Source organism: Chryseobacterium sp. Mn2064 (assembly GCF_049319685.1).
Classification (GTDB): domain Bacteria; phylum Bacteroidota; class Bacteroidia; order Flavobacteriales; family Weeksellaceae; genus Chryseobacterium.
This window is the reverse complement of record NZ_JBMOUE010000002.1, coordinates 558,647-585,475: the sequence shown is the minus strand read 5'-3', so window position 1 is coordinate 585,475 and position 26,829 is coordinate 558,647. Positions and strand designations below refer to the sequence as shown.

Genomic DNA, 26,829 nt, shown 5'->3' with positions numbered 1-26,829 from the left:
AATTATTGAGTGTATTTATTTGATAATTAGTTTTTTATGTGAAGTATCCGTGTGTATTTTTTTTAGTTTTGATTCATTTATTGTAAGTTTCTTCTGAATTGATTGGGAGATATATTGGTTTTATTTTTAAATAGTTTGGCAAAGGATTGTGGATGTTCAAATCCTAACTCATAAGATATCTCACTAATCGTCATATTGGTGGTAGATAATTTGATTGTAGCCGTTTCAATCAACTTATCATGAATATGCTGTAGCGTTGTTTTCCCTGTAATTCTCTTGAGCATATCGCTGAGGTAATTTGTGGATACATTCAGTTGTTGCGAAACAACTTTTACACTAGGAAGCTTTTCATTTTCCAATATTCTATTGTTCAGCCAATCATCCAATAAACGGTTTAATCTGTCAACCAATTCGTTAGTTACTGTTTTTCTTGTCATAAACTGACGGTTATAAAATCTCTCTGCATAATTTAGCAGTAATTCTACATAGCTGATGATAATTTTAGGGCTGCAATCATCCATAGAATGTGTAATTTCCCAGTCAATTTTTTGCATAATTTCATCAATAATCATTTCTTCCGCATCTGATAAATGTAATGCCTCATGAATGGAATAAGAAAAGAACCCCCGCTGCCTTATTGTACTTGCCAGTGGACTTTGTAGGATGAATTCCGGAACAATCATAAGCCACCATCCTCTATGAGATACTTCACCTTCATCATAATCAAACAACTGTCCTTCTTCAAAAAAACTCATAGAACCTGCATCGAAATCATAAATCTGTTGTCCATATTTTAATCTTCCGCCTTGATAATCTTTTTTAAGCCAAAGGGAAAAGAAAGGCAAAATAAGACTTTTGGGTACAGAGGTTGGTATTTCTTTGATATCCTCAAATCTAACGAGACTGATTAAAGGAGCCTTAGGCTCAGGTAACTGCATCAGAAAATGAAATTCCTGAATAGATTGAATAGGGTATGGACTGATGCTTTTTTTCATGAGATTATCTGCTAATGAACATTGATGATGCGTCCATTAATGATGCCAAAGATAGACCTTTCATACGCTGCCACAACTTTAGATCCTTCTACGGGAATAAAACCGGGAAAGTAAGGATGATAATCTTCAGACTCCTTCAGAACGTTTGGACTGACGCAGTTGATTCGTATTCCTCTCGGCAGTTCGAAACATAATCCTTTAACAAAACCTTCTACAGCCAAGTTAACCATAGTACCAATAGCGCCACCAGCAATAGGTTCTTCCGTTAAAATTCCGGAAACCAGCGTAAAAGAACCTTTTTCTGAAATATAAGGAAGGGCTGTTCTTACTGCATTAACCTGTCCCATAAGTTTACTACTAATGGCAAATGCAAAATCTTCATCAGTCATCTGATCTATAGGACCATTCACTACATCCCCGGCAGTCATCACAACCGCGTCAAAATGGCCGCATTTTTTGAATAATGCCTCCATGCTGGATTTGTCTGTTATATCTACGGGATATTGGGCAGAACTTCGGAAAGCTTTAATAACCTCGTGCCCTTTCAATTCTAATGAGCTGGCTAATAATTGACCGATAGTACCACTTGCGCCTATTACGATAATCTTTTTCTTTTCCATTTTTTCTTTGTTTTAATGATGGATCAAAGTTCCTTAAAAGATAAGAAAAAAAACGGAGCCATATTACTGAAATCCTAAGTCATTTTTGTAACGGTAAACTGTGAGAATTTCTAATTTTAGATAAAATCAGGAAAATGTCTGAGGCAATTACTTCCATAAAATCTATCGCAGATCTTCATCATTTTTATAAATATGAAAGTCCGAAGCATCACTTGTCCAATCTTTCAAATCAGGCATCTGTTTTCAGGCAGATATTGGCTTTTTCATGATAAGAGGTATAGAGCTGAAAAACGGTTTCTGCAATAAATTCCCTCTTAAAACGGAGAGCCCAAATATCACATTTACCATCTTTAATGATAGGCCTTACACGATGGAGCTTTCCTTGAGCTATGAAACTGACAAAGGGAGCGTCAATCAGTTGAGATTTTTTAATATGATTTACTTTTTGAAAACAAAATAATATTCCATTGACGTTCTGGCCCCCATCCAAATAGTTCCATCTTCTTTTAAAGCAACGCTGAAAGTTTCTCCCTGTGAAAATTTTTTCCATCCGGTTAAAGTACACTGGGCGTTTGTCATACCGAACCTTAGAAAAATGTCAGAAGACAAAGTAGACTGTTTTTAAATGATTTAATTTTTTTAATAGTGATGATAATGTATTATGAGTTTAATGATTTTTAAGAGGTCATTTTTCTCCTTGGTATAGCACGAGTTTACTATATGATTAAGAGAAAATAGATTTCAAATGGATTAGTTATTTATTTTCAATATTATCACTATTGAGAGAAGTAATAAATAAGTAGATATGCTGAATTTAGAATTTTACAACTGTGTTTTTGTGTTTAATTTTGTGTCTGTTAGTTGCTGTTTTATATTGGGTGTTTTTTTGTTAAAGTGTATGGAAACAACGTTTTAAATGGCTTGAGCTATAGGTGGAATATTGAAATAATATAAGTGTTTTTTAAAAATAGAGCTATAATAGACCCTGTCATTTTCTGATGGGTAAGTTTTTGTTTTTTTCTTTGTATGGTGAAATTTCTAATGAATTTAAGTAGTACTGCAACTTTTTAAAAACACAAAGAAGAATGAATAAGCATACACAAAAACTTAGAAGTCTGATTGAAAAGCATCTTCATCAGCCTAAAAATCAAATTTTAAGAATTTTTGGAAGACCATCCGAAAAATCTGATAGTGAGGTTTGGTTTTATAGAAAGTTTCGCTTTAGCCCTTTTAATGAAGAAATAACTTTTGTTTTTGAAAACGAAAGGGTGGTAGATATTTCTCTGAATCAATATTTTCTTTGGATGGAAGTATTAAGTGTCTATTATTTTGAAGGACAATCTCCAGAGTATAAAATTGTATCATTGACTGGTTTAAAAAAGAACAAATCAAAAATATAAATGAAGGCCGTTTATTCCTCCAGAGAAAAAATGCTTACCAAAGAAATTATAAATTTTAATGAATTTTTTTAAAATAAAAAGACAGTAGTAAAAAATGTTTTAATTGAATATGTTTTTTTTATAAAGTATTTACGTTTAATTTTAACAATCTGTTTATCATATTATTAAATTAAAATAGATACTTGATGGATACTCTCAAATTCATCTTTTCAATCTTCTTCTGGCTATCTTTGTACCATAAAACCAAGTGATGAGAAAAAATTATGCATTTTATAATTTCATAATCTTTTTTCAAAAGCGGAAAGGATATTTACGCTTTTTACTTTTACTTCAAAAGTAAAATATTCCATAAAAACTTCTGCTGTATTTTATTTTATTCTTTTACACGAGTAGCGAAAGGACAGCAGAAGGTTGGAATAAATATTTAAGGCTTTTGGGAGCAATTTCCCTGCAACATATCCAATCTTTTTCCGATAATAATGGCTTTTTAAAAAATATTTTCATCGCTCATTTTAAACCCAAACAAAAAAATGGATTTTAAAGACATTCATATTGGCTCTCTTATCAAAAAGAAAATGGAAGAAAAACGAATTGATTCCCATCGTATTTGTAATTTTTTGAATGCATCCAATAAAGAAGTGGAAGATATGCTGAATTCTCATAGTCTTGATTCTAAAACACTGTTGAGATGGTCTAAATTATTGGAGTATGATTTTTTTAGAATTTACAGCCAGCATTTAATACTTTATGCACCTGTTACCCATTTTTCTGAAAATAATGTGAAAAATTCTGAAGTATCGGTTTTACCTGTTTTTCGAAAGAACGTTTATACACTTGAAATTATTGATTTTATCCTTGAACAGATAAGATCGAAAGCATTGACAAAAACTGAAGTCATAGAAAAATATAAGATACCAAAAACCACATTATATAAATGGACAAGCAAGTATGGAAAGTCAAATCTTTGATGGAGATCAGAGAATAGATCCTGTGTTTGACTGAATATTTCCTTTGACAGGAAATAAATGTTATGATTAAGAATAACAGATTCCCGAATATAAAGTGATTTCATAATTATGATAGAAAAAGAAGAAATTGACAGAAGACCCAACTACAAACTGATATTTTTAGATATCATTGAAAAGAAAAATCCACAAAAGATGAAAGACTGCGAAAGCATTCTTAAAAAAGACGATCTATCAGTTTTTGACATCATTAAGCTTAATGATATTATTTTTGGTTTATCAGACAAATCCACAGAGAATTTTAATCAAAAACAACGTTCTTATAAAAAGAGAGATATTTTAGAAATCATAAATTATCAAAAGAAGAATCATTTGAATAATATTCAAACTGCTTTACAATTTAAAACAAGTCGGAATACCATCGCAAAGTGGAACAGGTTATATGGCGAAATGTAATTTTGTAGATTTTCATAATCTGATTTTGTATAAGACAACAGATCAGGAATAGACTTTTTTAATTTACATTTCAATTTTATTAGGTATCTTATGCCTTGTGAAATTCAAATATTTATCTATGCATTTGAATAAAATAATAACGATTCTTCTACTCATCTTTTTTTCTGACTTTTACTTTGCACAGAATTCAAAGAAGGAGCTGGATTCCTTATTTAATAAAAAGGTAAAAGTACTTTTTTCTGAAGGTAAGCTGGATGAATCTCTTGTAGTATGTAAGCAGGTGATTGCTGGATATGATCAGTTGGGAGACGATAAAGCATCTTTGCAAGCGAACATGTTTGCAGCTAGTATTTGCAGCAATTTGTTCAGAACAAAAGAAAGTCTGAAGTATCTGGATATTGCATCGCAAAAAAATACGATTGTAAATGATGAAAATATAGGATCAAAAATTACTGCTGAATATGGTAGAAATTACAAGAATATCGGTTTTTTTGATTTGGCATTAGAGTATTATGATAAAGCGATTGACGTTGCTCGAAAAGAAAAAAACAAAAAAAGTCTGGAGTATTTCTATAGTCTTCAATCTGTAGTTTTTGAAGAGCAGAAAAAATCTGATAAATTCTATGTAAGTCTTACAAAGGCTCATCAATCCTTACCCACGGTTTATAATTCTGCAAGGCTTGCCAAATATTTTCTGGTTTTCAATAAAAATTTAGACTCAGCAAAGTTCTATTTGGATTTGGGTGATAAAATGGCATCAACCAATACTTTTCCAGTATTTCAAGAATCTATTTTGGATAGAAATTGGGGAAGATATTTTATAGAAACTCAAGACTATAGAAAAGCAGCTAGCTATTTGGAAAAATCTTTAGAAATTTCAAAAAAATTAAATAAACCACAAGATATTAAAGATACTCACCGAATGCTGGCTGATGTATACAAACTAATTGGAGATTATAAAAAAACGACTCAAAGCCTTGAAAAATATACGGTAATTACAGACAGCCTTTCAAGTGAAAGGGAAGAAATACAGCATCTGCCTTTGCAAAAAATAGTGAAGGAAAAGGACCTTGCATCCAAAAAGTCTTTTAACCTGCTTTATCTTATCATCTTTGCTATTAGTATCGTATTTCTTATTGTATATCTTGTTTTGAGAAAAAGAAAACAGGACCAGATTAAAGAAAATGAGGTGAAAATTCATTTAAAAGAAGAAGAAAACAGGATGCTTCATCAAAAGGTGAATGAAAAGTTTGAAGATGTCATACAACTGGCAAAAAACAATAGCCCTGAATTTTTCACAAGGTTTCAGGAAGTTTACCCTCAGGTTATAGGAAATCTTTTGAAGCTGGAACCAAGAATGAGAGTTTCTGAACTTACTTTGTGCGCTTATATTTATTTGGGCTTCAACACCAAAGATATTGCCAACTATACTTTTCGAACAATAAGTACGGTGCGAAACAGAAAACATAATCTGAGAACAAAACTGAATATTCCCAGTGAAGAAAGTACCGAGCTTTGGTTTAAAAAACTTGGACAAAATTAATGAAACGCTGTTTAAGCATTTCTTTGCTAATACCGCTCTTTTCCATATCATCTTCCATTCAGACTAAGATTGTAAAAGAGCGGATATAGCTTTGTATATTGACAAAAAGTTTATTCATAAACAATTTTGCTACTCAAGATATTTATTTTGCTGAGAAAATAGTATCTGTAAATTCCTGATATTCCTGTTCGGAAGTCGTACGGCGGGCATCCAGAATCGGTTGAATATCATTGGTAGGAGAGTAGCGCAGTCTGTTAGTATCATCAGTAGCAGCTTCATAGATCGCACTTACTACTTTTTCAACGGCATCTGCATCTGCAGCATCTTGCATACCTCCATACACTTTACCGATTTGTTCTAAAAACGGCAGATAATCTTCTATCAGCTGCAAACCTGCACTTTCACCACCTACACGATTCATGAAGCTAGTCTGTATGGCACCGCCCGGTTCAATGATCTTTGCAGTGATACCTAACGATGCCAATTCATATCTTAACCCTTCTGTCCATCCTTCGAGAGCAAATTTTGATGAACTGTAAATTGACGCCATAGGAAATCCAATAGCTCCAGCCCCAGAGCTGATATTAATGATAACTCCGGACTGTTTTGAACGGAAATGGGGAAGAATGGTTCTGGTTACATCCATCGCGCCAAAAACATTCACATCAAATTGATTTTGAATGGCTTCACGGGAAGCACTTTCAAAAATTCCGAAAAGGCCATATCCGGCATTATTTACTACTACATCAATTGTTCCGAAGTGATGAATGCCTTCATTAATAGCCTTCTCAATAGAGATTCTGTTCTGTACATCCAATTCTGTTACAAAAATATTTTCTGTTTTGTCAAGATTTCCATTTTTGCTGATGTCTCTCATTGTGGCAATAACGTTCCAGTCTTTAGATGCGAAATAGTTAGCTGTAGCAGCTCCAAATCCTGATGATGTTCCGGTGATCAATACTGTTTTTTTCATTTTCTTATATTGTTTGGATAAACATTTTTAATAATGCAAATATCTGCAGTATAAATACACCCGAATAAACCGAAACAAGGCAATGATTAGCCAAAACAAAGATGTGTTTTATTCGCAGAAAGATCCATTTTATGGTAGTGATTGCTTTTTGCTGTCATAATGATGATAATCTGTGTAACCTTGCTCTCCGCCCTGATAGTAAGTATCCGTATCTGCTGTTGCCAATGGCCAGTTGTTTTGAAAGCGATCTGTCAAGTCAGGATTAGCAATATAATAAGTACCGAAAGAAACTAAATCTGCATTGTTTTCTACGAGAATAGTATTCGCTTTTTCCAGTGTAAAACCCCCATTGGCCATTAATGTACCGCTGTAATGTTTTCTGAAGAAAGCAAAATAATCATCTTTAATAGAACTTAATGGAGTATCCGACAAATCGATGCCTGGAGCTACGATATGTACATATGCCAAATCATAGTTGCTGAGTTTGCCGAGGATATATTGATAATCTGACAGTGTATCTTCTTGAGGACGAATGATTCCCGTGCTGAAAAATGCAGGCGTAAATTTGATACCCACTCTATCAGTGCCAAAAACAGATATTGCAGCATCTAAAATTTCAAATAATATTCTTGAACGGTTTTCAATAGTTCCTCCATACTCATCGGTTCTCTGGTTGGTAAGGCTACTCAGAAACTGCGGAATCAGTGTGAATATCTGAGCATGAATTTCTATCCCATCAAAACCTGATTTTAATGCATTCCGGCTTGCTTTCCTATAATCTTCAATCGTATTCCGAATATCCTGAAGCGTTAATTCTTCGGGGGTCTCGGTATCTTTAAATCCCTGTGGCGTAAAAGTCTTTTCCTTTGGATTGATAGCGGAAGGACCTTTGGGCTTATTCCCATTGAAAAAATCAGCATGAGAAACGGAGCCGCTGTGAGATAGCTGTAAGAAAATTTTTCCACCTTTACTGTGTACAGCTTCGGTCACTTTCTTCCAGCCGGTCACCTGCTCGTCGGTATAAATACCAGGAATATTGATGAATCCTATGGCATCTTTGCTTACCCACGCACTTTCGGTCAGAATTAATCCTGCTGAAGCTCGCTGTGCGTAATAAGTGGCATGTAAATCTGTAGGGACCAATCCTTGGTTTGTCGTTCTGCCGCGCGTAAGTGAAGACATTATCACGCGATTATTGAGTTGTAGATTTCCTTTTGTATAAGGAGACAAAATATCCTTTGTTGTCATTGTATTCAGAATTTAATAGTACAAATTTGTGATATCTCTTCTGTAAGAACAATAGGAGACTTTTTAAACCTACGGGGACAAATTTATCTATATTCTGGCAAAGGATCTTTTGACGCTTTAGATCGAGATGTTGTGAAAACATCTTATGTGATCTGATCAACTTATTCTCTATTATTAATTGATCTGATCTCGAAATTCAAGAGGAGTTAATCCTGTTTTATTTTTAAATAGCTTATTAAAAGACTGTGGATATTCGAATCCAAGTTCATAAGCAATTTCAGCAATATTCACTCTGGTAGTTGATAGTTTTTGTTTGGCAACCTCAATCAATTTTGCGTGTATATGCTGTTGTGTATTCATTCCCGTTAGATTTCTGAGCAGGTCACTCAGGTAACCTGAAGAAACGTTCAGCAGATCTGAAAAATATTGTACTGAAGGAATTCCTTTTTTGGAAGATTCTCCGGTAGAGTAATAATTATTCAAAAGCATTTCAAAACGTTCCATTATTGGACTGTTTGCAGGTTTTCGGGTGATGAATTGTCTTTTGTAGTAGCGATTACTGTAATTCAGAAGAACCTCCAGATAAGAGATAACAAGTTCTTGGCTGGTATCGTCAATAGATGTTTCCATTTCTTCTTTTATATCTTCGAAAATACGCAGTGTCTTATCTCTTTCTTTGGCTGAAAGATGCAGGGCTTCATTAATATTATAACCAAAAAATCCAAATTTAGCTATTGATCTGGAAAGAGGATATCCCGCAAAGAAGTCTGGATGAATAAAAAGGCTGCGTCCGGTACAGAGATCTTCGTCTATAACGGATAAGGCTTGCCCAGGAGCTACGAATATGAGTCCTCCTTCATCAAAATCATAGTATCCTTGTCCATATTTTAGTTTGCCTTTTAGGTTATTCTTGTAAGAGATCATATAAAAGTCGTGTACCAGATAACGAACGTCAGAATCGGAAGCAATTTCCTCATGATTAATAGATACGATCAAAGGATGTACAGGGCTTGAAACCCCAAGTCCTCTGCATAAATCGGTAATAGATTTAAAATAGTGAAGCTCTTTTTTAACAACTGATTTATCAATCATGATTGAATAGGGTATAGATTTGTGATGACATTGGTTTTGATGGTAGGTAACATATTTTACTACTATAAAATTAACTAATTCCTGAAAAATAGATCAGCAATTTAAAGATTTACCCTACTTTTTCTATAGAATTGGATGATTAGCCGATTTTGTGAATCAAAACTTTTAACAGGCAAATTTCGTTAAAATAGTGGCGGTTGAATAATCCAAAATGGAGGAATAATAATCCAAAATGATCATTTGGTATAAAGATAAAATTGTTTTTTCAGATTAAAAGTAAACTTCTCTGCAATAATGGTTTCTGTAAATTTTGGGGGATAAATTTGTCCCTATCAGTTGCAGTATTTTTATTATTAAATTTGTCATTATGAATTACGAACGAAAAATACCAGTACCCACAGAATGTGGTTTGCATCTCACTAAGGAAATACTTGGCGGGAAATGGAAGATGTCGTTGATCAATGCAATTCATTCGGATATTAAAAGGCCATCACAAATTGAAAAGGCTTTTCCTGCACTTACGAAAAGAGTTCTGAGCAAGCAGCTAAAAGAGTTGGAACAGCATGGCGTAATCGAAAAGAAGATTTTTACAGAAGTGCCACCCAAAGTAGAATATTCGCTTACGGAGCTAGGGGAATCTTTACTGCCTATTATTGAAATGATGGATATTTGGGGAAACCAGCATCGTCCTTTTTTGGAAAAGGTAATCAGTGAGACCAATCCTGTGGTAAAGATTGATCATTTGACTTCACATTAGATTTTGTGAGATTATTTATAATCAATTGATTTTTGATTCATGTAATAAGGTAATGATATACTTCAATGTATCAGTTTGAATTGAAAAGAAATCTCAATTAATGACTGTATTTTAGACATTGAAGTATATCACTGTAGGAATTGGTAAAGATTAAGCGCCTGCCTCTTCGTCAGTGAAAACCTGAACTCCTTCTTTTTTCTCTATAAGCTGAAGTGGATATAGTTCCGGATTGTATTCTCCGTTTAAAACTTCATTCAGAGCATGTTTTTTAGATGTTCCGAATGTGATAATCAAAATATTCTCCGCTTTATTGATGATAGGTTCTGTTAAAGTAATTCTGAACATCTCCTGAGGTTTCAAATAATAAGCAGCTACCCATTTTTCTTTTTCATGCAGAACGGCTTCTCCTGGAAATAACGAAGCGGTATGACCGTCATCGCCCATTCCTAAAAGGATAAAATCGAAAACACCCTGGTCACCTAATACATTTCTGATATGTGCTTCATATTCTTTGGCATATTCTTCTGGCTCAATTCCGTCTTTATACATCGGGAAAACCTGATCTTTATTCACTGGGACTTTGTCTAAAAGAGTATGTAAAGTCATTTTAAAATTACTCTTTTCATCGTCAAGAGAAACCCATCTTTCGTCTACCCAGAAAAAATAGACCTTGCTCCAATCTATTTTACCTGCATATTCCGGAGTTGCCAATAAACTGAAAATAACTTTTGGAGAAGAACCTCCGCTTAAAGCAACGGTAAATTTTCCGTGCTTTTGGATCGATTTTTCAGAAAGCTCAACAAATGTATCTGCGGCTTTTTTATATAAGGTATCCAGAGTATTAAATATTGTAATATCCATTTTATATTTCTTAGTTAAATTTTAAACCCACTTGTGCCCCTGTCTTTCAACCAGTGCATCACTGTCATCAGGTCCCCAGCTTCCAGCTTCGTAATTTGGGAAAGAAGGATCTTTGGTTCCTTCCCAGGTCTCCTGAATTGTTTTTACAACATCCCAGGCTTCTTCTACCTGATCTGAACGCATAAACAATGTAAGATCACCTACAAGTGCTTCTAATAAAAGGGTTTCATAAGCTTCGGGAGTATCTGTCTGGCAGGCAAAATTATCAAAGATCATTTCTACCGGTTTCAATTCTAACGAAAGTCCAGGTTTTTTAGACATAAACTGTAATCTAATATCCATTTGTGGTTGTATATTGATAACAAGTCTGTTAGCTGATAAAAGCGAAGAACTTTCCGAGAATGTAGAATGGGGAAGGGGTTTAAACTGAACGGTAATGTAAGAATGTTTCTCTTTCATTTTCTTCCCTGTACGAACGTAGAAAGGAACGTTTTCCCATCTTTCGTTATCCAGATAAAACTTGATGGCAGCAAATGTTTCGGTGTTGGAATCTGCAGGAATTCCTTCTTCCTGACGATATCCGTTTACTTTTACTCCATTTACTTTCCCTCTTCCATACTGGCCGCGAACAGCATAATGATCTACTTTGTCCGGTGAAATTCTACGGATTGATTTTAAAACATCAACTTTACGATCTCTGATCTCTCCGGATTCCAGCGAAACTGGTGGTTCCATAGCAACCATACAAAGAATTTGTAACAGGTGATTCTGAATCATATCACGTAAAGCCCCTGTCTGCTCATAAAAACTTGCTCTTGTCTCTACACCTACTTCTTCAGCAACGGTAATCTGAACAGATTCTATATGTCTGTGGTTCCATAAAGGTTCAAAAATAGAATTCCCGAATCTGAATGCTAAAATATTCTGAACGGTTTCTTTTCCTAAATAATGGTCTATACGGTAAATCTGCTCTTCCTGAAAAGTTTGCGAAAGCAGGTTGTTCAGTTCTATAGCAGATTCTTTGTTGTGACCAAAAGGTTTTTCGATAATGATTCGGTCTTTTGCCGGATCAGAAGCGATGGATGTATTCTTAATATGATTGGAGATTACCGATACGAAATTCGGAGCAATGGAAAGGTAGAAGAGTCTGTGCCCTCTCATTCCATATACTTTATCAAAGTTTTCCAGTTTTTCGTATAAGCTTTGATAAGAACTTTCATCATCCAACTGATGCTGAAAATAACTGATGTGTGCCTGGAAACCGGCCCAGCCTTGTGGAGTGATGCTCTTTCTTGAAAAGTTTTCCAGGTTTTCTTTAATATAAGCTCGGAAGTTTTCATCCGTATTTTCGGATCTTCCTAAAGCTAAAATATTAAAGCCTTTTGGCATTCTGCCATCAATATATAAGTTGTAAAACGCAGGAAAAAGCTTTCTTTTTGCCAAATCTCCCGTTGCACCAAAAATAACAATTGTGGTTGGGTGCAGGATTGTATTGTCGCTCATTTTCCGAATTTAGTTATTTAAATTTTGCCATGAAGTGTGAAAAACTCCTTCTCTGTCGTTTCTTTGGTAAGTGTGTGCACCAAAATAGTCTCGTTGTGCCTGAAGCAGATTGATCGGTAAAGATTCTGTGGTATAGGCTTCAAAATATCCTAAAGCAGACTGAATTCCTAAGGTTGGGATTCCGTTTGAGGCTGCAAAAGCAACAGTTTTTCTTAATGCCGAAATTTTCTCTTTTACGATTTCTGAAATGCCCTGATCCAATAAGATATTAGTTAAATTCTGATCTTTAGAATAGGCTGAATAGAATTTTTCTAATAAAACAGAACGGATGATACAGCCTCCTCTCCAGATTTTAACAACATCTTTTAATGGAATTTCAAACTGATATTCTTCAGAAGCTTTTACTAATAATGCCAAACCTTGAGCATAGCTGATTAATGTCGTAAGATACAGCGCATCACCTACTTCTTTGATGAATAGCTCTGTGTTTTCCGGTTTTGCTATTTCTTCTTTAGTATATAATTGAGAAGCTTTTACTCTCTCATCTTTATAAGCGGATAAAATTCTTGAAGTTACAGCAAGATCAATCGTCGGAATAGAAACACCAATTTCCATTGCCTGCTCGGAAGTCCATTTTCCGGTTCCTTTTGCCCCGGCTTTGTCTAAAATTTTGTCAACAAGAAAACCGTCTGACAAATCATCTTTTTGCTGGAAAATATCTCTGGTGATTTCTATAAGGAAAGAATTCATTTCGCCTTCATTCCACTTTTTGAAAACCTCATAAAGCTGATCGTTGTCCAGATTAGCGCCTTTTCTCAACAAGTCGTAAGTCTCACTAATTGACTGCATGATGGCATATTCAATACCATTATGAACCATTTTTACATAGTTTCCTGCAGCGCCTTTGCCCATATAAGCAGTACAAGGCTCGCCGTTAACTTTTGCTGAAATTAATTCCAACATCGGTTTTAATTGATTGAAGGCTTCCAGATCTCCACCAGGCATGATACTTGGCCCTCTTCTTGCCCCTTGCTCACCACCTGAAACACCCATTCCCATAAAATGGATATTTTTTGAAGCTAAATCAGCAATACGTCTGTCAGTATCTTTAAAATAAGAATTTCCTGCATCAACTACAATATCTTTTTCGCTGAGAAGTGGTGTAATGTTTTCAAGAACAGCATCAACAGGCTTTCCTGCAGGAACCATCAAAATAATTTTTCTTGGACTCTCCAAAGCTGATACAAAATCTTCCAGAGAAGCTGTTCCTTTAACTGATGTTCCGGAGGTTGCTCCATCATGAAGTTCTCTTACTTTTTCCTCATCCAAATCGAACCCTACTGTAGAGAAACCGTTATCAGCGATGTTATAAAGCAGATTTCTACCCATTACTCCGAGACCGATGACCCCGTAATTATACTTTTCCATTCTTACTTAAGATTTATTTTATGGTCAAATTTACGGAAATGGATATCAGTAAAAAAATTATACAAAATTTTCTTTCAATCGTTACATTAGTTATCATCAACCAAAAATCTATAATGGTGAAGGTAGATTAATCTTATGTTAAATAAATGTTTTTAAATCATGAACTTTTTAAAAGGCATTTATTCAAATGTTTGTACAAGATAAATCTATACAATACAATGTTATCTGTTCGTTAATTTATTGGAATACAAATTTGTTTGAAGTTATAATCCGAAATCCTGTAGATAGAAGTGTAAACAGATTGAATACTATTAATTTGGGAAATTGGACATTCATATATAGATAAAGCCAAGCTAATGCTTGGCTTTATCATTTGTGTCAAAATTAATCTGAAATTTTATAAATGTAAAAATAAGATCGACTTGAGGTGAGTAGACTTAGTGTAACTCCTCCGTTGTCAACTCCAAAATATAACTTATCTCCGGCCTGTAAATTATATATAGAATTGATTGATGACTCGCAGATGTTTATATTGCCTACACTCAGATTCACTCCAAGAAACTCTCTGGAATCCAGTATTGAATAGCCACTAGTTGTTTTTTTTAGAATTCCAACTGACGAAGATAGGTTTAGAATCGACAGTTGTATTCCTGTTCCATATCTGAAATAAAAACCAACAGCATAAGTTCCTGTTGATGGTACTGTATAGGAATGATCAGTGTCACTCAATAGGCTGGAACTTCCTATTGTCTTATCTGAATTTATAAAGTCTATAGTTTTCCACGTACCAAATGACAGGCCTAAGTTTAAAAGTTTTAAGGCAGAGTTTTTTTCTGCAGCATACATCGTTGTATTTACAGTTTTCAGAGTATTAAGAGCGATCTTGTTTACAACTCCTTGAGTATCATTTACAACTAGGATTTTATCGGAGCTGGTCATGGTATTCACCTCATTGATTGTTCTTATCTTGACTTCACCATTTACGTCAAGTGTCTTTTCTGGATTTTGTGTGTTAATTCCGACCTGAGAGTTTGCATAACCGGAAATCAACATACAGCTGATAAATAAGTAAGTTTTTTTCATTATTTGTTAAAATATTTATGATTAAGTATAGCAAAGCTATTTAAATAAATAATTCTAACATTGGTGACTTTGTTGAGATGTTCTTTAATTTAAGTTTATTATTGGCTTATATAATGTATTATTGAAATAATATAGATAAAAAAATGTAATTATGTTTGAATATTCTGTGTTGCATGTGTTGTATAGTGAAATTTGGATTTTAACCATTTGAATATCATTTGTTTATGAATTTGAGTAATTGTTGAGTAGTATGTTTTTATTATGAGTAATCATCTACGTAAGTGTATTTTTTTTATATTTTATTTAGAGTTATTTATTTAAATTAATAGAATTATATTTTCATATGAATTTCTATAATATAATCGGAATATCATGTTTTTTTGAGAAGCATTTTGTGACCAAGATGAACGTGTTTTCAAATGCTTTTATGTATTAAAGTTGACCTTTATTGATTTCTTACATTTAAATCGATTTTTATATTTTATTTTTTTAATTTATAAGTAGGTCTTTATATAAATTTTCAACTACTTTTTCTAAAATTTCCCCTGTTTCGTTAAAGCTGGTGTTGGTCAAAATAGATATTCCTATATTTTGTTTAGGATAAATGACAAACCAATTCTGCATTCCGTATATACCTCCATGATGTCTGTACATTAATCGATTATCATTTTCTATGATGTACCAATGATAACCTTCCCAAAAATCAGAACCTTCTTTATATAGTTTTTTATGAGATTCTTTGACAACAGGATTTGATTGGTCAAGCTGTAATTTCATATATTTCACTAAATCCGTAGTCGTAGAGTGGAGCCCTGAAATTCCTCCCCATAACGTTCTATTGAAATTGGGCATTAGCTCGTTTTTATCGTTGTATCCTTTTACCAGCCTTGTTTTATCATTTTCACTGAGCGTAAACTTCGTTTGGTTCATTGTATTGGGCTTTAAAATGAATTCAAGAACCAATTGCTCATAAGATTTTTGATACACTTTTTCAAGGATATAGGCTGTCAGTTCAGGTGCTGTATTGGAATAAGAATAGTATTCTCCAGGTTTCGTTTCAATGTTGATGAGTTTTAATCCTTCAAAAAAAGCCTCTTTATTTTCGCTTTTTATGGGAAAATTGGGAAAACCACTTGTATGAGTGATGAGATGTCTGATTCTTATAGGCTCACCTTTAAACTCTAAATTGGGATAAGGCTCGTTAAGATAGATTCTTATGTCGTCATCCAAATTGAGTTTTTGATCAAGTACAGCTTTAGCCGCTACATAGCCCGTAAAGGTTTTGGTGACAGAAGCTAATTCATAAAGGATAGAATCGTTGGGCTTGTTTCCTTTTCCAATGGTTAACTCTCCAAAATGTTTTATGATAGATTCTCCGTCTTTAAGTACTGCAATGGAAACAGAATGAAATCTTTTATCCTTTAACAACTGAACAGCATTTTTTGTAATCGCAGTTTCAATGTTTTTTTTATTGATTTTCTGTACACTTTTACACCCAAATAGAGCAAAAAATAAGATAATGGTTAAGTATTTCATGGTTGTAATGCAGAGTTTGATTTTTTTTGTAAGTTATTCAACATTGTATAGCAAAATTGGATAGTATAGCGGAAAAGGCTAGTTGATTTTCACTTTTCCTGAGATTTAATGGAGGGATATTAATCTACTGTTCCAACAATTGTTCTTTGGAATTTTTCAGATTCATCTTTGTGGATTTGATGTCCCGAATTTTCAAATAAGAATAAATCTTTCTTGGGTGCTTTCACTTGTGTATAATAGTCTTTTGTAATGGAAGTTAATGTCTGAATATCATTTTTACCAACCATAAAATAAATCGGGCAATTGACTTTCTTTAAAGTTTTTGGCAAATCAATTTTCATTACCTCGTTCCAAGCAGGTGACCAGGTTTTCGACCATTGAAGAAATCCTTTTTTAAAATCATCAGTGGTTACATATTCTTTACCGTCTTTGTAAAAAAGCCATTTTCTTAAATAAAATAGGTCTTCATCATGGGTGAAGGGAAAATTTACTTGTGACAACTCTTGAATGGCGGTAGGATTGTCTTTAAAATAGGTTTTTAATGTTGCAAGCAATTCTTTCTCACTCGCTAGTTGGCTGATTACAGGGTTAACAGCGTAATAAGCATGTAATAATTCGGGATGATTCCTAACAATGTAAAAGCCTAAAGCATTTCCCCAAGAGCTGCCTAATAAGTAGAGTTTTTTCTGTTTCAATGTCTTAAGCAGAAAGTTGATAACTTCATATGTATCTTTTCCCATAAGTTCTACTGACGGTTGAACAGGAGAGGGATTTAATGCCAGTGTCTTTCCTGCATCTCTCTGATCCCATTGGACAATTGTGAATTTATTTTTTAAAATATGGGTAAAAGAATCTGCATTTTTCATCATTGAACTTCCGGGGCCGCCTGATAAAAACAGGAGCATAGGTTTATTCACATCATCAGTTTTAATTTCTATGGCCTGTTTTATTCCTCCAATTTCTACGGTTAGAAGGGTGTCCATTTTTATGGGATGTAATTGTGCTAAGCAAAATACAGATAATAGAGTTAGGATAAAAAGACTTACTTTTTTCATGATTTCTAAGTTTTTATTTGACTTTATAGGTTACTGCAAATATGCTATAGAAAGTTTTGAGAAAAGTCCATATAAAAAAGTCGGACTCATTTTATAGATTAAAATGAGTCCGATTATTTACAATTCAAAGTTTGATTATTTACAATTAGTTGATTATTAATTACTTCTGAAAACTGTTGGTGTTTGGTTCGTATATTTCTTAAAATAGGTATGAAAAGAAGATTTTGAATTGAAACCTACTTCATAGAGTATTTCCAGAACGGTCACTTCTTTTTTTGTGGGATCTTTCAAAATGGTCATTGCTTTTTTAACACGGTATTCATTTACGAAATCAAAAAAATGCTGATTGATGTGATGGTTAATCAATACAGACAGCTCACGAACAGGAATTTCCACCTGATCAGCTAATTCCTGAATCGTTAATGATGGATCCAAGAAAGGCTCTTTTTCAACCATGTAATTTCTAAGTTGCTCGATTTGAACATTTTTTGCTTCGTCAAATTTATCTTCGGTTGCCAGCGTTTCAGCAAAATCTTTTGTGGGTTGTAAGGTGGAATCAATTCTTCGAAAAAGCTCAGGATAATTTAAAGCCTTTAATATAAACCAGCACGCAGAGAGTAAAAATACCGTTCCGGCAACAATATTCAACCAGATAAATAGATCCCTGTCTTGCGTATATCTTACGATGTTTTTTACAATAATACATACATGGATGATTAAGAAAATCAGGGTAAGCTGAGATAACCATTTGTATAACAGAGTGTTTGAATTGGTATAATTCTCAAGATAAACCTTCTTATATTTTATAAGGATGAGGAATACGGCAATGATATAAAAGAAATACTGCAGTTCCCCGATTATCTGATAAAAAAACATTTCAGGAGAATGCCACATGGTTTTAAAAAACACTTCTTTAGCGGCGCCTTCTGCGAGATAAAGCCTTGGAACCAAGATTAAATTGGCAAGGATAAAAGGAATCAGATGCAGTAAATGCTTTCTTTTTAAGTTGAAATCGTTATAACAAGCAGCGTTCACGTATAGATAGAAAAGAGGCATTACCAATAAATAAGCAGATATTTTGAAAGCTTTTAGATTATAACTATCCACAAAAAGGTGCATGAAAAGCCCGCTGATATCAATAGAATTGATGATAAGGAAAGCGGCAAATAATCTGTTTTCCAGTTTTCTTTCTGTTTTTACGGTTAACAAAAAAACGGCAAGCAGTATCGATACAAAAACGGCAATCGCTGCAATGACTTCCAGAAAACTTAATTTATCCATGTAATCTTTTTGTAAAAATAGTATTTAAGTCATAAAAAAATAGGATTACTGGTTAGGATTTTTTAAATGTTGTATTGTATCATCAAAAGCTCTTCAATTTTTATTAGTTGTTGTTTCGAATTTATATTTAAATCGTATTCCTTGAATATTCTTTTGTTGAAACGTATAGATAAGCATATCGCTTCGTCAGCAACAAAGTCGCATTGCTTTGCTCCTTATAATAAATAGGAATAATTCATAGACTTTGCGTTAATATATTTACTCGATGATATAATAATGATTTGATGAGTAATGAATGCTTGAAATTTACACAAGCTTTAAATAAAAAATAAAACGAACAATAAAATCAGTATTATAATACTTGGTAAATTCACTATATTTCTACTTTGAAACATAGGTAATTGATTGTATAACAGATATTATTTATGGGATGGAAAGTGACCATTATAAAACTAAAAGCTAAAACACAGTGAAAACATGTAAATTATGAAAAAAATTATCATTCTATTACTTTCTTTTATGATGTATTTATCGGCAAAAGCCCAAACAAATACTTCTGCAGATTCCATAAAGCAAAAGAATTTATTCCAAAATTTAAAATCCGAATTTGAGAAATACGAAAAACAACATGGAAATTATATTCAAACCAATAATGTAAAAATGCATTATTTGGAATGGGGAAATAAAAAAAATCCCACACTTGTCTGGATTCATGGAACATATAGTAATGGTTATGAATTATATGAAATCATAGATGAGTTGGTGAAAATGAATTTGCATATCATTGCCATTGATTACTACGGGCACGGATTTACCCCAATCCCAACAAAAAATCTTTCAATTTATCACGTTGCAGATGATATCAAATTTCTGTTGGATAAAATGAAAATCAAAGAAGCAATTATTGGAGGTTGGTCAAGAGGAGGAACTATAAGTTCTGCATTTTATAATGTTTATCCGGAAATGGTTCAGGCCCTTATTTTGGAAGATGGCGGTTCTGTGGCCTGGGATTTTCAGACAAAGGTTGCTAACATTGGCAAAGACATTGAAGAGACCAAACAATATTACGCCAACAAAAAAGCGATGGTTTTTGATAACGATTTTGATGCGTATTGGTTGATGTATAACAACTGGGGAATAAAAGGGAAAGATAATGAAAAACTAAAAAAAGAAATTTTTACTTCTTATGCCCGTATAAAGAAAACATTGAACGGAAAATATGAAATAAATCCTGGTGCAGAAGAGCTTACTGGTGAAAATTCTGCAGAAGAAAACATTGCCATTATTTACACTCCCTTTACCTCTAAAACTACTTTCGGAGCTTCAACACACCAGTTGGATCCTAGAATTATTTACCGTAATCTGAATAAACCTTTGCTTATTTTAGATCCTGTCAGTAAAAATGACTGGTTTGATTTTAAAAAAGAGAATGATAAACTTACAGGGGAACACCAGCCTTTTATTGTTCATAAAGTGTATGAAAATACCTGGCATGGAGTAAAAGATGAACGTCCAAGTGAAGTGATTAATGACATTAAAACATTTTTATTGAATAACAAGCTGATCAAATGATAATTTTATGACTACTTTAGTTTTTGTTTCTTCCAGATATTCTTAATGTCTATTATTCAGATAATAAGATGAAAGCTCTCCAAAGAATTAAAATTAAAGATTTTTAAAAGCATAATTTATTTCCTGGCAGACGAAAGTTGGTTAATTTTCAAAATCATTTCCTTTGCATTGTTATTGGCAGGGTCTAGTTCTAATGATTTCTGATAATGATCTATTGCTAACTGATATTCTTTTTTATTGAAATAAGCTTCACCAAGACTGTCATAAGCGTTGGCTGATTCAGGAAACACAGAAACATTAAGGATGAAAATTTTAACAGCTGAATCTACATTTCCACTTCTTAATAATTCATATCCTAATGTATTCAATTCACTTGGGTTTCCAAAGTTGTATTCTTGCTCAGAATTTTTTTTGAGTAAATAGTATTTTTCAATACCTTTATTTACATCGCTGAGTGATTCTTTTCTTATTGCTTGATAAATAGATTTTTTTGGAATTTCGTATGCTTTTCCTAACATTAAGTTGTGAATAATATGCCCTAGATCCCAAACTTTATTCAGATTATTAGACAATAGAATAATCGTGATATCATTGTTAATATCGTTTAAAAAAATGGATTCAAATTTATAAGATACTCCATTGTGTCTTTGCAGTTCATCTTTTTCAAAGTAGGTGCCAAGTGACCCGCCTTGGTCTTTTGCGTAGGGATTATGTAACAACGTTTGAAAGGACTCCTTGGAGATTAAACGATTAGAATTCATTGCTTCAATCCATTTATACAAATCATTGATGTCTACCCAAAGCCATCCACTGATAAATTCCAGTTCCGGGCATCGAATAAGATCCATATCATAACAAGAGGTCCGGTTTTTAAAGTCTGATTTTGGATCAAATGCCGAATTGTTCATTTTCAATGGTTTAAGTATATTTTTAGTGACAAATTCTTGAAATGACACTCCGGTTAACTTTTCAATGATTCTTCTTTGCAAAAAAACATTGCTATTGTCGTACATATAGCCGGTTCCGGGCTCAAACAACAACGGATCATTTTTTCTCAATATTTTCCAGGCCTCTACATCATTTTTCGGGACGATTAGTTTGTTTTCGATTTTAGGAATACCGCTGGCATAGTTAATAAGATGTCTAACGGTCACTTTTTCCGACCATTTTGGCAATCCCAAATCAAATTTAGAGATTGGATCGTCAAGATTGAGGAGTCCACGTTCCACTAATATCATGATAGAAACCGCATTGAATTCTTTTGCAATAGAGCCAGGGTTAAATATTGATCGATCGGTTAAAGGAATTTGTTGTGTTTCGTCTGTAAAACCGGATGATTTTTTGTAAACAATCATGTTGTTTTTAACGACAAGGACGTTTCCGTTGAATAAACCTCTTTCATAGGACTTTGTCATCAGCGAATCAATTTTACCAACATAAGTAGGACTTTTTCCTGTTTTCAGATTTTGGGTTCCACAACTTACCACGATCAGTAAAAATAAAAAGCAGCCGATATTTATTGTTATATTAAATATTCTCATAAATGTTTTTTTGTTTACATTTTGCGGCAAATATGCTTCAAAAACACTCAGAATACGACCGATTAAAAAAAATCGAACTCATTTCTAGCTAATAATTGGATTTTACAAAGCTTGTTTTCTAAAATCAGTTGGAGTTTTTCCGGTATATTTTTTAAAAGAAGTATTAAACGAAGATTTTGAATTAAAACCAACTTGGTATAAGATTTCTAAAACCGTCAGTTCTTTTTGGGAAGGATCTTTCAGGATTTGCATGGCTTTTTCAATTCGGTATTCATTCACGAAATCGAAAAAATGTTTATCCATATACAAGTTGATCAAAGTTGATAAATCTTTAACGGGAATTTTTAACTGTTCTGCCAAATCCTGAATAGTTAAGGAAGAATCCAGATAAGGTTCTTTTTCGGCCATAAAATCTTTTAAGAATTCTATTTCCTTCTTTTTTTCGTCAGCAATTAAAGGGTTCATTTTTTGTTTCGGAGCGATTTCTGTAATAGGTTTCAGCTCAGAATTCACTCCTCTGAAAAACTCAGGATTGTTTAATGCCGTGAATAAATACCAGCAGGTACAAAATAGAAATGCAAATCCGTCCAGGGTTACAATCCATGTTCTGATTTCTCCCCAGCCAAAGATAAAGGTAACCAGCCATCGTATAAGGACGATAAAATGTAAGACATAATATAAAATAGTTATTTTATAAAGTGCCTGAAGTATAGAGATATTGGGATTTGTATAATTTTCGAGATAAACGGTTTTCGATTTTCTGATCACCAAAAATGAAGCAATAAAATAAATCTGAAACAAAAATTCGAAAAGGAAATAAAAAAACTGCATGATAAACGTTTGATTCATCGCATTGATGAAACTCACTTTCGAAGCTCTATCTTCAAAGTAAATTCCATACGTCATATACAAATTGAACGCAATAAACGGAATGGTGTGCCATAAATGTTTCGGTTTTAATCGAAAGTTGGAAAAACAAATAGACAATACATAGAGATAAAATGAAGCCGGAACCAAATAATTAATACTCCAACGAAATGCCTCAAGATTGATGAAATTAACAGGGAACTCACGCATCAAAAATTTCAACGCATCTACAGCATTGGTAAAAAGAAAGAAAGCGAGAAGGCGATTTCCGAGTTTATATTTTGTTTTAACAGTAAGAAGAAACAAGGCAAGGAACAGCACCAAAAATATTCCTATAAGTGAGGCTATCTCCAAAAAACTGTATTTGTCCATGGTTTTTAAAGTAGGCGCAATTTAATATTTAAATAGGAAAGCTTGAAAAAGTATAGATAATTTTATCCAAATGTTAACATTTTTATAAAACAGGATTGCGTACATCTGGTGATATAGTATCATAATTTTATCTATATTTAGAAATATATTAGAGACATATTTTACGAACATTTAGAAAATGGCTTGTTTGTATTTTATATTCTGAAACACACCTAATCAATAAGATAAAAAAAGACAATGCCAATAAACCTAATACCTCCGGACGGAGGCATGTTATATAAAGAAACAGATATGACTCAGTTGTTCCCTGAGCCATTAAATGCTATAACAGCTATATTATTTTTAGCTTTGGCCATTTTTTGGACGATTAAAATGAAGGGGAACTTCAAAAAATATCCTTTTTTAACGTACTGCTTAATTTTATTATATGTGGGAGCCATTGGGGGAAGTGTTTACCATTCATTCAGACAATGGCCGGTATTCATCATGATGGATTGGCTGCCTATCATGCTGCTCTGCTTATCTGCCGGATTTTATTTTGTAGCTCAGAGCACCAGATGGTACTATGCAGTTGTAATACTTCTTGTATATCTGATCCTTATGTTCGCTTTAAGAAATTGGATTCTGATCAATAATCCTTCTCTCTTTATCAACGTCAATTATGCTATTATGGCGTCGTTTGTACTTTTTTCGGTATTAAGTTATTTAATTTATACAAAATGGAAAGCTGGCAAATGGGTTGGTTTTGCTTTATTGTCGTTTGTTTTGGCACTTACTTGCCGCATCATTGATAAATTGGACTGGCTGAGTTTCGGGACACACTTTTTATGGCATACTTTCGGGGCTGTAGCCACGTTTTGTATGTTTAATTATATCTATCTTACGCAAAATATAAGTAGAAAAACGTAAGGAGTTTTATTTTCGTTGAAAATCTGTTTAAAACTTGCCACAAAAGTAACAAAGGATATTAAAAAAATAAAAACTTTTGCGCCTTTTGTGTTTTAATAAAAAAGTTTAAACCGCTTTTTTGTGAAATTCAGAGTGTGATTCTTTTATGGTTGAAAGAAAAACGATTTACTTATATTTGCTCTGCAAAGTAAAATTAAATGTTCAAAAAAGTAAGCACTGTATTTATCCTTGGATTGTATACAGTTTTTTGTTCGGCCCAACAGGTCCGACCCTCCAAGTCATCTGAAATTTACCGAGAAATCAAAACCCTTAAAAAGCTGCCTAAAGTTTTATACCTTGCGGCTCATCCTGATGATGAAAATACGGGATTACTCTCATGGTTAATCAACGACCAAAATGTAGAAACGGGCTATCTGTCTTTAACCAGAGGGGATGGTGGTCAGAATTTATTAGGCACAGAACAAGGCGCTGCATTAGGTTTAATCAGAACGCATGAGCTTTTAGAAGCAAGAAAATTAGATGGTGCCCAACAGTTTTTTACCCGTGCGATTGATTTCGGGTTTTCTAAAAATACAACCGATACTTTTAAACAATGGAATGCGGACAATATTACAGCGGATGTGGTTTGGGTAATCCGTAAATTCCGCCCAGATGTTATCATTTGCCGTTTTCCTCCTACTGCTGCGGCTGGCCACGGACAACATGCGGCTTCAGCTGTAGTGGCAGAAAAAGCTTTTAAGCTGGCAGGCGATAAAACGGCTTTCCCTGAACAACTGAAATATGTTAATGTATGGCAGCCAAAACGTGTATTATGGAATACTTTCCGATTTGGTGCAGTCAATACAACCGCTGAAAATCAATTGAAAGTTTCCGTTGGGCAGTATGATGCGCAACTGGGAATGGGCTATGGTGAATTGGCAGGATTGAGCAGAAGCTTACATAAAAGTCAGGGCGCAGGAACACAATCTGTAGCAGGGATAAGAACTGAATATTTTTCCCACGTTATTGGGGAGCCAGCCAAAACATCACTTTTTGATGGAGTAGCTAAAACCTGGACCTCACAAGGAAACGCAGACATTGACCAATCATTAGATAAAATTATTTACACTTTCAATTTTAATAATCCCGACTTTAGCTTACCTGCTTTGCTTGCTTTACGAAAAAAAGTGATGGCTTTAAAAGACGCAGACCTGAAAAAGGATAAAATTAAATCTCTTGATAACATTATTTTAAGCTGTGCCGGTTTTATGGGTGAGGTAGTTACCAATCAGGCTGAAGCGGTTGCTGGAGATCATTATAATTTCAGATTAAATTTGATTTCAAGAGCAGCAGATCCTGTTGTTTTAGAAGATGTACAATGGTTAAGCAAGCGAGAAGGGTTCAACAGAAAATTAACAAAAGATTCTTTAATTACCATTCAGCATGATATTCAGATTCCTTCAGATGCGGCACTTACAGAGCCTTATTGGTTGGCAAAACCTGCTGAGAACGCGGCGACTTTCTCGGTTCCAAATGATACTTTGATCGGCTTACCTGAGGCAGAATCACCATTGAATGTTTTGCTTGGTTTAAAAATCGGTTCAGAAAAGTTTCAGGTGAGACTTCCTTTATCTTTCAAGAAATTAGATCCGGTGCGTGGCGATGTGGTTGAAGCTTTGCGTATTGTTCCTGCATTAGAACTGAAATTTACACAACCGCTTTATGTGATCAAAGAAAATGAAGATTTACGTTTGAGTTTAAATATTAAGGCTAATTCCAATAAACAGTTCAGTAATGGTAAATTAAACCTGATGTATAACGGAGAACGAATAGGTAGCACTGATTTAAATGCTCTCAATGGAAGAGATTTTACTGTAGATTACATTATTCCAAAAACGAAGCTTGCCACAATTAATTCAGATCGTTTGCAATTGGATGCCAATTTTGTTGCAGATGGAGTTACTTACAATAAAAAGCAAATACTAATTCAGTATCCACATTTACCATCTTTACAGTATTTTACACCGGCGGCTGTAACCGTAATGAAAGGTGATATTCAGGCAAAGGTTAAAAAAGTGGGTTACATACAAGGTGCGGGTGATTTCATCCCTGATTTCCTACGCATTGCAGGTGTTCAGGTAGATGTTTTGAAAGATGAAGATTTTTATGGCAACTTGGAGCAATCAGGCGAAAATGGTAACCAAAACAAGCTGGTGCAATATGATGCTATCATATTGGGTGTCCGTGCAAACAATACAGAGAAAAAACTGGGCCGATGGATGCCTTTCCTATGGTCTTATGTGAAAACCGGAGGCAATCTGGTGATGCAGTATAACACCAACCAGGATACAACCGTTGATCAATTGGGAATGTATAATTTCAGTATTGCCAACAAGCGTGTTACCGAAGAAAATGCAGACGTTACTTTTTTAAATCCTAATCATAAATTGCTCAATTTCCCGAACAAAATTACTGCGAATGATTTTAAAGGTTGGGTACAGGAACGTGGAGCCTATTTTCCTGCTCAATGGGATGCTGCCTATGAACCGCTTTTTGAAATGCATGATACAGATGAAGAGCCATTGAAGGGATCAACTTTATATGCCAAATACGGGAAGGGAAATTTTATTTACACCCCATTAGCATTTTTCAGACAGTTACCTGCGGGAAATGTTGGGGCAGCGCGATTATTTTTTAACTTTTTATCTGCACAGAAAAACTGATGAACAAGCAACTTAAAAACTGGAATATTTGGTACATACTATTAGCAGTTGCATTAGTATCACAGATCGT

The 26,829-nt window shown here is 33.8% G+C and carries 23 protein-coding genes; 8 read left to right on the top strand and 15 right to left on the bottom strand.

Annotation, left to right across the window (positions count from 1 at the left end; translation table 11 throughout):
• Nucleotides 1–77: 77 nt before the first annotated feature.
• The 3 genes from ACL9RH_RS09785 to ACL9RH_RS09775 all read right to left on the bottom strand — a co-directional run bounded on the left by ACL9RH_RS09785 (nt 78) and on the right by ACL9RH_RS09775 (nt 2,165).
• Nucleotides 78–995, bottom strand: coding sequence for a helix-turn-helix domain-containing protein (locus tag ACL9RH_RS09785; protein WP_422693174.1), 918 nt, complete (start codon nt 993–995; stop codon nt 78–80).
• Between the two features lie 11 nt (nt 996–1,006).
• On the bottom strand, nt 1,007–1,615 hold the full coding sequence (locus ACL9RH_RS09780; protein ID WP_422693173.1) for a short chain dehydrogenase: 609 nt from the start codon (nt 1,613–1,615) through the stop codon (nt 1,007–1,009).
• 229 nt (nt 1,616–1,844) lie between these two features.
• Nucleotides 1,845–2,165: a hypothetical protein gene (locus tag ACL9RH_RS09775; RefSeq protein WP_422693172.1), complete on the bottom strand. Its 321-nt coding sequence runs from the start codon at nt 2,163–2,165 to the stop codon at nt 1,845–1,847.
• A gap of 535 nt (nt 2,166–2,700) precedes the next feature.
• Between ACL9RH_RS09775 and ACL9RH_RS09770 the strand changes: the two genes are divergently transcribed.
• The 4 genes from ACL9RH_RS09770 to ACL9RH_RS09755 all read left to right on the top strand — a co-directional run bounded on the left by ACL9RH_RS09770 (nt 2,701) and on the right by ACL9RH_RS09755 (nt 5,979).
• A complete protein-coding gene (locus tag ACL9RH_RS09770; protein WP_422693171.1) occupies nt 2,701–3,015 on the top strand; it encodes a hypothetical protein in 315 nt (104 codons plus the stop codon).
• Between the two features lie 530 nt (nt 3,016–3,545).
• Nucleotides 3,546–3,983, top strand: coding sequence for a transposase (locus tag ACL9RH_RS09765; RefSeq protein WP_422693170.1), 438 nt, complete (start codon nt 3,546–3,548; stop codon nt 3,981–3,983).
• A gap of 108 nt (nt 3,984–4,091) precedes the next feature.
• Nucleotides 4,092–4,436 carry a helix-turn-helix domain-containing protein gene (locus tag ACL9RH_RS09760; protein WP_422693169.1) on the top strand — a complete coding sequence of 115 codons (345 nt, stop codon included), beginning with the start codon at nt 4,092–4,094 and terminating at the stop codon, nt 4,434–4,436.
• 124 nt (nt 4,437–4,560) lie between these two features.
• Nucleotides 4,561–5,979: a hypothetical protein gene (locus tag ACL9RH_RS09755; RefSeq protein ID WP_422693168.1), complete on the top strand. Its 1,419-nt coding sequence runs from the start codon at nt 4,561–4,563 to the stop codon at nt 5,977–5,979.
• A gap of 142 nt (nt 5,980–6,121) precedes the next feature.
• Here the strand turns inward: ACL9RH_RS09755 and ACL9RH_RS09750 are convergent, their stop codons facing one another.
• The 3 genes from ACL9RH_RS09750 to ACL9RH_RS09740 form a co-directional block, all read right to left on the bottom strand.
• Complete coding sequence (locus tag ACL9RH_RS09750) at nt 6,122–6,952, bottom strand: SDR family oxidoreductase (RefSeq protein ID WP_422693167.1); 831 nt, start codon at nt 6,950–6,952, stop codon at nt 6,122–6,124.
• A gap of 129 nt (nt 6,953–7,081) precedes the next feature.
• Nucleotides 7,082–8,200 (bottom strand): alkene reductase, encoded by a 1,119-nt coding sequence (locus tag ACL9RH_RS09745; protein WP_422693166.1) that lies wholly within the window; start codon nt 8,198–8,200, stop codon nt 7,082–7,084.
• Nucleotides 8,201–8,374: 174 nt separating this feature from the next.
• Entirely contained in the window at nt 8,375–9,292 is a 918-nt protein-coding gene (locus ACL9RH_RS09740) for a helix-turn-helix domain-containing protein (RefSeq protein ID WP_422693165.1), read from the bottom strand.
• Nucleotides 9,293–9,659: 367 nt separating this feature from the next.
• Between ACL9RH_RS09740 and ACL9RH_RS09735 the strand changes: the two genes are divergently transcribed.
• Nucleotides 9,660–10,049, top strand: coding sequence for a winged helix-turn-helix transcriptional regulator (locus tag ACL9RH_RS09735; RefSeq protein WP_422693164.1), 390 nt, complete (start codon nt 9,660–9,662; stop codon nt 10,047–10,049).
• 150 nt (nt 10,050–10,199) lie between these two features.
• On the opposite strand, the gene pgl is transcribed toward ACL9RH_RS09735, so the two are convergent.
• From pgl to ACL9RH_RS09700, 7 genes are all read right to left on the bottom strand, one after another.
• Nucleotides 10,200–10,910 carry a 6-phosphogluconolactonase gene (gene pgl, locus ACL9RH_RS09730; RefSeq protein WP_422693163.1) on the bottom strand — a complete coding sequence of 237 codons (711 nt, stop codon included), beginning with the start codon at nt 10,908–10,910 and terminating at the stop codon, nt 10,200–10,202.
• Nucleotides 10,911–10,931: 21 nt separating this feature from the next.
• A complete protein-coding gene (gene zwf, locus ACL9RH_RS09725; RefSeq protein ID WP_422693162.1) occupies nt 10,932–12,413 on the bottom strand; it encodes a glucose-6-phosphate dehydrogenase in 1,482 nt (493 codons plus the stop codon).
• Nucleotides 12,414–12,422: 9 nt separating this feature from the next.
• Entirely contained in the window at nt 12,423–13,841 is a 1,419-nt protein-coding gene (gene gndA, locus ACL9RH_RS09720) for an NADP-dependent phosphogluconate dehydrogenase (protein WP_422693161.1), read from the bottom strand.
• A gap of 384 nt (nt 13,842–14,225) precedes the next feature.
• Nucleotides 14,226–14,924 carry a hypothetical protein gene (locus ACL9RH_RS09715; RefSeq protein WP_422693160.1) on the bottom strand — a complete coding sequence of 233 codons (699 nt, stop codon included), beginning with the start codon at nt 14,922–14,924 and terminating at the stop codon, nt 14,226–14,228.
• 489 nt (nt 14,925–15,413) lie between these two features.
• Complete coding sequence (locus ACL9RH_RS09710) at nt 15,414–16,460, bottom strand: serine hydrolase domain-containing protein (RefSeq protein ID WP_422693159.1); 1,047 nt, start codon at nt 16,458–16,460, stop codon at nt 15,414–15,416.
• A 119-nt stretch (nt 16,461–16,579) separates the two neighbouring features.
• Nucleotides 16,580–17,443, bottom strand: coding sequence for an alpha/beta fold hydrolase (locus ACL9RH_RS09705; protein ID WP_422693158.1), 864 nt, complete (start codon nt 17,441–17,443; stop codon nt 16,580–16,582).
• A 228-nt stretch (nt 17,444–17,671) separates the two neighbouring features.
• Entirely contained in the window at nt 17,672–18,796 is a 1,125-nt protein-coding gene (locus ACL9RH_RS09700) for a helix-turn-helix domain-containing protein (protein ID WP_422693157.1), read from the bottom strand.
• Between the two features lie 486 nt (nt 18,797–19,282).
• Between ACL9RH_RS09700 and ACL9RH_RS09695 the strand changes: the two genes are divergently transcribed.
• A complete protein-coding gene (locus ACL9RH_RS09695) occupies nt 19,283–20,368 on the top strand; it encodes an alpha/beta fold hydrolase (RefSeq protein WP_422693156.1) in 1,086 nt (361 codons plus the stop codon).
• Between the two features lie 116 nt (nt 20,369–20,484).
• Here ACL9RH_RS09695 and ACL9RH_RS09690 read toward each other — a convergent pair whose 3' ends face one another.
• The gene (locus ACL9RH_RS09690; RefSeq protein ID WP_422693155.1) at nt 20,485–21,909 is read right to left on the bottom strand and encodes a serine hydrolase; all 1,425 of its coding nucleotides are present in this window, start codon (nt 21,907–21,909) and stop codon (nt 20,485–20,487) included.
• A 102-nt stretch (nt 21,910–22,011) separates the two neighbouring features.
• Nucleotides 22,012–23,148 carry a helix-turn-helix domain-containing protein gene (locus tag ACL9RH_RS09685; protein WP_422693154.1) on the bottom strand — a complete coding sequence of 379 codons (1,137 nt, stop codon included), beginning with the start codon at nt 23,146–23,148 and terminating at the stop codon, nt 22,012–22,014.
• Between the two features lie 237 nt (nt 23,149–23,385).
• Here ACL9RH_RS09685 and ACL9RH_RS09680 point away from each other — a divergent pair, with 237 nt between their 5' ends.
• Complete coding sequence (locus ACL9RH_RS09680) at nt 23,386–24,057, top strand: hypothetical protein (protein WP_422693153.1); 672 nt, start codon at nt 23,386–23,388, stop codon at nt 24,055–24,057.
• 197 nt (nt 24,058–24,254) lie between these two features.
• Entirely contained in the window at nt 24,255–26,759 is a 2,505-nt protein-coding gene (locus ACL9RH_RS09675) for a PIG-L family deacetylase (protein ID WP_422693152.1), read from the top strand.
• Nucleotides 26,760–26,829 lie beyond the last annotated feature (70 nt).